Here is a 9,249-nt window from a genome sequence, read left to right as displayed (position 1 = left end):
CTCCTGGACAAGCACGTCCGCCAAGGACCTTGCCATTACGGAGACGGGAGTGACGGTAACGGGTCTGAGTCCGGGCACGAAGTATTATTTCCGTCTGTATATCAGCGATGGCGTCTATGGGGGCGACTCGAAGTCGGTAACGGCAACGACGGATACGATCGCGGTAAGCAATCTGAAGAGCACGGTGAAGAGCGACAGTCGAATCACCCTGATCTGGACGGCGCCAAAGAAAGCGACGGCCGTGCAGGTACAACGCTCGACGGACGGCACGACTTGGACATCGACATCGGTGACGAAGACGCTTGAGACCACGACATTAACGGGTTTAACTCCGAACACGACCTACTACATCCGGCTCAATGTAACCGGCGGTGAGAATGCGGGTCCTTCCAATGTCATCACGGTGAAGACGGATACTCAAGCTGTTCCTAGCCTCAGTCTGTACTCGAGTACAACGAGCAGTCTTACTCTTCGTTGGAGTCAGGCAACGAAGGCGGAAGCCGTTCGCATTGAACAGTGGGACGGAGGACAATGGGTATCTGCGGTTACGGGGGTTATTAACCCAACGGCAACCTCTGCGACGGTGACCGGTCTGCAATCGGGCACGCGCTATACGTTCCGGATCGTTGTCGAGGGCGGTTATAAAGAAGGAGTTTCCGAGGAGTTCACCTTCATAACGAAATAAGGATTAATAGACTTGCAGAGCCAGAAACGATGGTATTTATCGTTTCTGGCTCTTTTCTTACGTAAAAACAGGAGCAGCTACAACTTTTTACCTTGAATATACGTATATAATACATACGCCTCCAGAATTTCTTTCAGATAGTTTTTATGTTCCATTCACGTTCTATTCATTTAGGAAGACTATACTATATGCAATTATGATCAGGGAGGACTACGTACCGATGGATCAACATTCGAACGATAAGGCCTTGCATCGCAAGCATTCCCGCAAAGGGCAGAAACTATTATTGGGAATCACGGCCTTTGCGCTCGTCGCTTCTCCTTTCACGCTGACTTCCGGAGCCAAAGACGCCGCGGCAGCGACTTCAAGCATTCCGGCAGGAATGGCATCGTTGGCTAAATTCATTAAACCGATCGCTCTGTCGCAGAACAGCTATATCAATCTCGTAGATGCTGCTATCTCACCATCCGATAGCGGCCAAACTGTGGCTCTCACGCTCAGTATCTACAATGGCGGTTCCAGCGCACTTGATCTATCCGACTATTGGTTCCGCTTGACGAATAGTTCGGGAGGAGCTTATACGATCAAGACGGCTTCCGCTGATGCAAAGACGACTAAAATCGCATCGAAAACGAAATCATTCATCACCCTATACGCAGAAGTAGGAGAAACGACGAAATTGTCCGACCTGAGCCTAAAGGTCGTTAAATTCGACTTCACTAAGGCAAACTACGAGGTTAGCTTGGGCAAGTTCTCCTTCCCGAAAAGTTTCAACAACATCGTATCGGCGGGCGCATTCAAGGCCCTGTACTTTAACAATACGACTCTCTATTCCAAGATTTCCTCAGCATCCGTAGGCACGTCCGGAGATGACACGTATGCGACGGTGAACTTCGTATACAACAACATCGGCAAGAAAGCCATTACGCTGAGCGGTTACAAGTATTACATCGTTACGGCAACAGGCGAGACTTACGAGGCAACGCCATCCAACACCTCCGATTTGGTGATGGAACCTCTAAAGAGAACCGAAGTTACCTTGAACGCCACTATCCCATCCTCAATCAAAACGGCAGGATGGACCCTAGTCGTCACTAAGAAGGACGGAGGAGACTCGGCAACTTACTTGCCGGTTGGAGGATACGCGATCAAGTTCGGCTCGACGAGCACGTCGACGAGTACCACGTCCTTCAACTACTCGACGAGCGAGGGAACTTATTCGTTCAACTTGAGCCAACTAACAAGACAGCCTTGGGATAATCAAGATATCCTGTCCGCGCGGATCCGAATTAAGAACACCTCCCAGACGTCGATATCGATTCCAACGTTGACAGGCTATTTCTACCTGGATAACAAGGTTAAGGTGAACTTCACTCCGGTCACGACGAGCATTCCACTCGGTCTGAACGCAGGAGCTTACATAGACTTGGATGTCTATGCGAAGATGCCAACAAGCTACTCGTTCTCCAAGGCTACGCTTGTTATCAACGATCAGAAGGACAACAATACTTACACCAAAGCCGGAGAGTTGACTGGAACATCCGCGCAGACAGCTATGCCGATCTATGCAGCCGATCAGTCTTACAAGATCACAAGAGACGGAAGCAAGATGACGGCAACAATTAATAACGTGAATGTATACAACAGCACGACATCCAAGATTCTTGAAGTTCAGGTGGGTCTCCAGAACAACCAAACAAGGTCCGCTAATCTGTCCAAGCTCGTAGGATACTTCGTCAACGACAATGGGGATACTTTCCCGGCTAAGTTGAATGAAGGCACGGGATTGATTAACCCATCGAACAAGTCGCTCGTGACATACACGACCACTTTGCCGCAGGACTACTTCACCGGCAACATGCGCTTGATCCTGGGTGAAGCCGTAACGGATGCAGCGTATTCGACAGGTACTGCGACACCGAATGCTTACCTGAGCGCCGCTAAGTTCAATCTTCCGATGGATACGAGGCTTATGACGGTCATGAGCGAGATTCCGTTCCTGAACTATAAACTGACGATTAATAAGCTGACTCCGAATGTGCTTACTCCAACCCTTAACCTTGAGTTGGATTACACGTTGGAGAAAGATATGACTTATAACGCCGTACCGAGCGGATCCAAGCTTATGATTAATATCGAAGGCTTCGACGAGGATGACGGCAAGACTTACACGTACTCCTCCCAAGAACTTGAGATCGATAAGGATACCGATACTTCGCTTAAACCGGGCTCGGATCAAGAAATTACTCTTAGCAAGCCTCTAAACTATGATTCGATCGACGGACGACTGACTTACTATGTGAGAATCTACTCCTTAGTCGAGAACTCGAAGAAGCTGATAGCGGAACATAAGCTCAACTGGTTCATCGAGAACAACTGGACCGAAGAGAACGCAGCCGCTTCTGCCGCTTCAACCGCAACCGCGCAATAATCCCGAAGGACAGAACCGCCGCAATCCGCGGCGGTTCTGTTTTTATGAGAAAATCCTTTTCTATTTCGCCGAATGTTTTGGTAGAAAACTATTACGAGCTCCGAGAGGATGGCCGATATCAACTATAGGGCTTTAAGCATGAATAGAAAGGAGTTATTGAATTTGCGGAAGAAAATGAAAGTGTTGACAGCCTTGCTAGCCGCCGCAGGAATCGTGGGAGGCAGCGCGGTCTACTATCAGTCAGCGCTGGCTGACGGAAGTTCGACGACTCCCGGAAGCACAAGCGACCCTATAGTTTCCAAATCGTACGTGGATCAAAAGATCGCGGAAGCGCTTGGCTCGGGCGGCTCGTCCGGCGGAGCGGCGAAGCTTGAAGTGGTGACGGTGCCTCTGGGCAAGAAGATTATCGTGCAGGACGGCGGAGAGCTGATCGTTCGCAGCGGCAAGGCCATCGCCTACAGCACGGACGCGAACGGGCTGTCCGACATGACGGACGGACTCGACATCGCTCCCGGCAAGGCCGTGGCGACGAATCACTTGATCCTGTTCCCGCGCGGCGGAAGAGGCGTCGAAGCCGATCCGAACCAGAAGAACGGATTGATCGTGCTGGTTCGCGGAAGCTATCAGCTCCAATAACAACGAAGGACTCTGCAGGCTGATCGACAGCCGATGGAGTCCTTCTTTTTGTGCAAGACAAGAAAAACCGCAACCGCCTAAACGATTTAACACCTAAAGGGAATATATATGAGTGAGATGAATCTGGTAAAATAAAACAAAAAAACGAGATGGGAGTGGTACCCTATGAAGTTGACGGAGGCGAAGTTGCAAGGGGTCATTCTGATTGATCCTACCGTATTCGGCGATCATCGCGGGTTCTTCCTGGAATCCTACAACGCGAAGACGTTCGCCGAGAACGGGATCGCGATGACGTTCGTGCAGGACAACCATTCTTTGTCCGCGGAGGCAGGGGTCCTGCGAGGACTGCACTACCAGCTTCAACCGAAGGCTCAGACCAAGCTCGTTCGCGTCGCGGCAGGCGCTGTCTACGACGTGGTAGTCGATATCCGCCGAGGCTCTCCCACTTACGGGCAATGGCAGGGCTTTATCCTCTCGGCCAGCAACAAGCGTCAGCTGCTCGTGCCGCAAGGCTTCGCTCACGGCTTCTGCACGCTGGTCCCGAACACGGAAGTGCTGTATAAGGTGGATGAGCTGTACTCGCCGGAGAATGATCGCGGCATCGCTTGGGACGATCCGGATCTGGCGATCGATTGGCCGACGAGCAAGCCGATTCTATCGGACAAGGATGCCAGGCATCCGACTCTTCAAGAAGCCGAGATCAACTTCGTTTACGAGGGTGGGGTGAGTTGAGGCTCTTGGTAACCGGCGGAGCCGGAACATTACTCGCTGCTCGAACAACTACGGTCCTATGCAATTCCCCGAGAAGTTAATCCCTTTAATGATTGATAACGCTGCTAACGATCGGCCGCTTCCGGTTTACGCAGACGGGTTGAACGTTCGCGATTGGCTCTACGTCGAGGACCATTGCAGCGCGATCGATCTCGTTCTTCATAAGGGAGCGGTCGGCGGAGTGTACAATGTCGGAGGCAGCAACGAGCGGACGAATCTTCAGGTCGTGTCGACAATTCTGAGGGAGCTAGGCAAGCCGGATTCGCTGATCTCGTACGTGCAGGACCGGCTCGGCCACGATCGCCGCTACGCGATTGACGCAACGAAGATCCGCAGCACGGTTGGCGCCCCAAACATGACTATGAGAGCGGAATTCGCGAGACGATTCGCTGGTATCTGGAGCACCGAGAGTGGATGAACCGGGTACAGTCGGGAGCCTATCGGCAATATCTCTCGGAGCAATAGAATGGGCAGCGGCGCACAACTCTCCTGCTTTCGCCTGACCGAACCGATGCATAGGCGTCGAGGCGGTCAGGTTTTTTGCTTGGATTCCCTCTCAAACCTAAATTTCTCCAGCCCGAAAGCCGAAATATAAGGTACGACTATGCCTTTCGGGAGGGTTCATTTTGCTTCGAATACGATCACTAGCTATCGTTCTTATTGCCGCTCTTCTTGTTTCCTTAAGCCTGCCTTATGGCATGGGTGGGGCAACGACGGCACTTGCAAGCGGGACGAACGGTCCTTCGCTTAACCAACAAGTTCCCCAGTTAGGAGATACGGAGGTTCCTTCGGGCTCCGATCTGAAGCTGACCTTCGACGAATATATCATTCGCGGCGCGGGCTCTATCACGATTACGAAGGACGGCAATCCGTTCGATTCCTTGGACGTGCAGAACGACCTGGGCAACGTCCTGCTCGAGCAACCTACTAAAGTAGTTACCATTGTGCCGAAGAGAACGCTTACTCCGGGCAACTACTCGGTAACCATCCCTGAAGGCGTATTCGCCAGCCAAAGCACGGGTAAAGTTTTCGGCGCGATCACAAGCTGGTCGTTCACGGTTGCTAATATTGCGACAACCTATGATCCGTACTATACGAATGATGTTAGCGCCGATGCGGCTATCACGATCTCCGCGACCTATTCGACCTCGAAGACGATGAAGAAGGGCACCGGTAATATCTATGTGAAGCGTGCGTCGGACAACGCAACCGTCCAGACGATCAGCGCTTCCGGCAGTTCGGTGACGGTCAGCGGCCAGAAGGTCTCGATCAAGCTGAGCAAGCTGGATTATTCGACGAGCTATTACATTCTAATGGATATGGGAGCCATTCTGGATTCGAAGAACAGCGAATACGGGATCGCCGATTCGACAACCTGGAACTTCACGACGAAGGCTCAGATCGACAAAACGGCGCCGACCGTCGTTGCTTTCAAGCCGACGAACGGAGGGACGATGGGAGGGCTGAGAGGAACGCTCTCCGTTGAGTTCAGCGAGCCGGTCTATGCCGGAAGCGGCACTATTACTCTTAAAAAAGGTTCAACGACGATCTGTACGATCGCAGCGGATTCCGGAGCTGTCTCGGGTTATGGCAATTCCGATTCCACCATTACGATAAATCCGACGAACGGCTACTGCCCGGATTTCGTAGACAACACGACTTATTCGGTAACCATCTCGAATCTGGCATTCCATGACGCCGCGGGCAACAATTATGCGGGAACCTCTAACTGGAGCTTCAAGGTGGTCGATGACGTCGAGGCTCCCGAGATCGTCTCCCTGACGCCGGCGGCCGGCGCTACTAACGTGAAGGTGAACGTGGGCACCTTGAGCATGAAGTTCAATAAGCCCGTGAATGTTCTTGGGAATGCGCGAATCAAGACCGTAAGCGGCCCCTCCGCAGGCTATTTTATCTCGGATATCCCGCTAAGCGTCTCATCAAGTGATCCAACGGTTGTTAATATCAAGCTTCCAACAGGGACGACCTTGTCGAGGTCCACCAAGTACGCCGTCTACATCGAGCCCGGAGTTATTTGGGATACGACCAACAACAACAACGTGTTCCCCGGCATCTTGAACGATTACCGCTGGAGCTTCCAGACCGTCGGTTCGGATACTACCGCGCCTAGCTTCGTCAGCGCCGCGATGGACGGCATGTCGGTCGTACTCACCTACAACGAGGAACTCGACAAAGACTCCGTCCCGTCTCCGGCCAACTATTATGTAACGGTCAACGACGTGGCCGTACAAGTCTCGAGCGTGGAAGTTGCAGGCAAGCAAGTGTGGGTTAAGCTGCAGAAGAGCGTAGCGGTCGGCCAGAAAGTAATGATTGCTTATACCGTCTTCTCTAACCCGCTCATGGACCTGTCCGGCAACCGGGCTGCCAGCTTGGGTTCCACCACGGTGTCCAACACATCCAGCACGACCGTTCCGAAGCCGTCCTCCGGCTCGATTGCCGGCAATGTCCTGACGTTAACCTTCAATAAGACGCTGAACGATCTGCCTAGCAACGCGGCATCACAATTCTCCGTGAAGTACGACGGCAGCTCCGTCGGCATTCGGAGCGTGTCGCTGAACGGCACGGTGATCACGTTCGTTCTCAATGGCAGCCCTTCCACCTCGCAGAGCGTGTCGGTGTCCTATTCGCCGAATTCCACGACTCCGATTCGGGACAAGAGCGGCAACGCGATGACCGCGTTCTCGGACTTCTACGTGACGAACGGCATCGATACGACGGCTCCGACCTTGTCGTCGGGAACGGCATCGGGGAATCAGGTTACCCTTAACTTCAACGAAGGGTTGAACCCGAATTCGGTTCCTCCGAAGTCCAGCTTCTCGGTGCTGTCGAATGGTACCGCTTCTGCGATCTCTTCGGTGGCCATCAATAATAATTCTGTGGTGCTCACGCTGTCCTATTCCATTACGTCCGGCACGGTGCTCGTTACATACATTCCGGGCACGACGCCGCTTGAGGACCTGGCGGGCAACGAGGCCGCTCTGATCAGCAGCTACGCGATTACCGTCGGCTCGGGCAACGCGGCTAAGTATTCCAGCGGTTCGATTAACGGCTCGACGATCACGTTGAACTTCTCGTCCTCCCTGAACTCCGGTTACGTGCCTAACGGAACCCAGTTCCAGGTAACGGTCGGAGGGAACTACGCGATGGTATCGACGGTTCAAGTATCCGGAGCAGCCGTTACGTTGAACCTGACGTCCCAAGCGATCGCGGGACAAGCGGTTACGGTCTCTTATTATTCGACAGGCAACTCGCTGAAGGATAACCTGGGCTTGACCGTCGCAAGCTTCGGGCCGGTAACGCTGACCAACAGCTCGGGAGCGGGCAGCCTGAACAGCTACCTCGAGTATAACAGCGAGGGCGGCCTGACCTTCAACAAGACGGGCGCGACGACCTCTACGAGCACGCTGTCATCCGGAGCGGTTGCGAATCTATATACGCTGAACGCAGAATACCTAACGAATGCATTGGCTCTCTTGCAGAAGGGAACCAATATATCGAAGCTGCAGGTGAACTTCGTGGTACCGACGACGGAGTCCGGAGCGCTCGTGGCCTTGCCGCTTCAGGCGCTTATCACCGGAGCGTCCATCAACCCGCAAGCGGTTATTCGGGTAGACTATGGCGATTATCAATTCGAGTATCCGCTGCTTGCGCTGAGCAGCAGCTCCCTTAACCAGAAGTTCTACCAAGACGGCTCCGCTTACTTGCTCCTCCAGATCGAGAAGTCTTCGAACTCCTCCTTGGTCAGCAAGATCACTTCGCAAGGCGGAACGATTCTGACTTCCTTGGTTGATTTCTCGGCTTATACGGTCGTGAACGGGACCCGTACCGAAGTGACGGCATACGATAACTATGTCACACGGTCGATTACGGTAGGGAACGCGTCCAACCTGAAGAATTCGCAGCTGTCCGTCGTTCGCTACGACCCGGACGCCAACGATATCTCTTATGTACCGACGACGATTACCCGCAACGGCACTACCACGAAGCTGAGCTTCGAGCGTAAGGGCAACAGCGTATATGCTGCGGTGTACTATGCCAAGTCCTATAGCGACGTAACGGCCGCCTGGGCGAAGGAGAGCGTCAACGGCCTGTCCTCCAAGTTCATCGTGGAAGGCAAGAGCTTGAATACCTTCCAACCAGACCAGAACGTTACCCGCGCGGACTTCGCGAAGTGGATCGCCAAGGGCTTGGGGCTGTCCAGCCAGAAGAGCGCGGCGGCTCGCTTCAGCGATGTCGGGGTAAACGGCGCGAACGCCGGTTATATCGGAGCGGCCAGCGCGGCGGGTATCGTGCAAGGAGGTTCGGACGGACTGTTCCGGCCGAACGCATACATTACCCGCGAAGAGATGGCGACGATGATGCAGCGGGCGATCACGTACGTCGGGCTCTCGGTGAACGCCACGGGCTCGGAGCTGAATGGATTTACCGACAAGGCGAAAATCAGCTCCTATGCCAAGAACGCAGCGCTGCAGAGCGTTGCGGCGGGGATCATGAACGGAGTGTCGAGCAATCAATTCAAGCCGCAGGATAACGCATCGCGCGCCCAAGCTGCGGTCATGATCGATCGTCTTCTGAAGTATATCGGCTTCATGCAAGTGTAGAAACGTGCAGAACCGCCTTTATTTTCCCCCATGCCCATGATGTTATACGCCTACGGAGTCCGGTCCCGATCCATACTAAGACCGTCAACTTATAAGGAGGTGCTATA

5 protein-coding genes and 1 pseudogene are annotated in these 9,249 nt (G+C 53.3%); all 6 read left to right on the top strand.

Annotated features, from left to right (window positions below):
- The coding region (locus ELR57_RS26625) for a fibronectin type III domain-containing protein (RefSeq protein WP_148125567.1) at positions 1 to 685 on the top strand (685 nt) is incomplete at its 5' end.
- Positions 686 to 905: 220 nt separating this feature from the next.
- A complete protein-coding gene (locus tag ELR57_RS26620) occupies positions 906 to 3,116 on the top strand; it encodes a hypothetical protein (RefSeq protein WP_126962779.1) in 2,211 nt (736 codons plus the stop codon).
- A 162-nt stretch (positions 3,117 to 3,278) separates the two neighbouring features.
- Positions 3,279 to 3,752: a hypothetical protein gene (locus ELR57_RS26615; RefSeq protein WP_126962777.1), complete on the top strand. Its 474-nt coding sequence runs from the start codon at positions 3,279 to 3,281 to the stop codon at positions 3,750 to 3,752.
- 165 nt (positions 3,753 to 3,917) lie between these two features.
- The gene (gene rfbC / locus ELR57_RS26610; protein WP_126962775.1) at positions 3,918 to 4,484 is read left to right on the top strand and encodes a dTDP-4-dehydrorhamnose 3,5-epimerase; all 567 of its coding nucleotides are present in this window, start codon (positions 3,918 to 3,920) and stop codon (positions 4,482 to 4,484) included.
- 25 nt (positions 4,485 to 4,509) lie between these two features.
- A pseudogene (locus ELR57_RS26605) lies at positions 4,510 to 4,988 on the top strand (dTDP-glucose 4,6-dehydratase); the annotation flags it as partial.
- A 161-nt stretch (positions 4,989 to 5,149) separates the two neighbouring features.
- Positions 5,150 to 9,142 (top strand): Ig-like domain-containing protein, encoded by a 3,993-nt coding sequence (locus tag ELR57_RS26600; protein WP_126962773.1) that lies wholly within the window; start codon positions 5,150 to 5,152, stop codon positions 9,140 to 9,142.
- The last annotated feature ends 107 nt before the right edge of the window (positions 9,143 to 9,249 follow it).

The sequence above is a fragment of the Cohnella sp. AR92 genome (assembly GCF_003990975.1).
Lineage (GTDB): Bacteria > Bacillota > Bacilli > Paenibacillales > Paenibacillaceae > Cohnella.
Note: the sequence above shows the minus strand (reverse complement) of the source record. Positions and strands in the feature narration are given on the sequence as shown.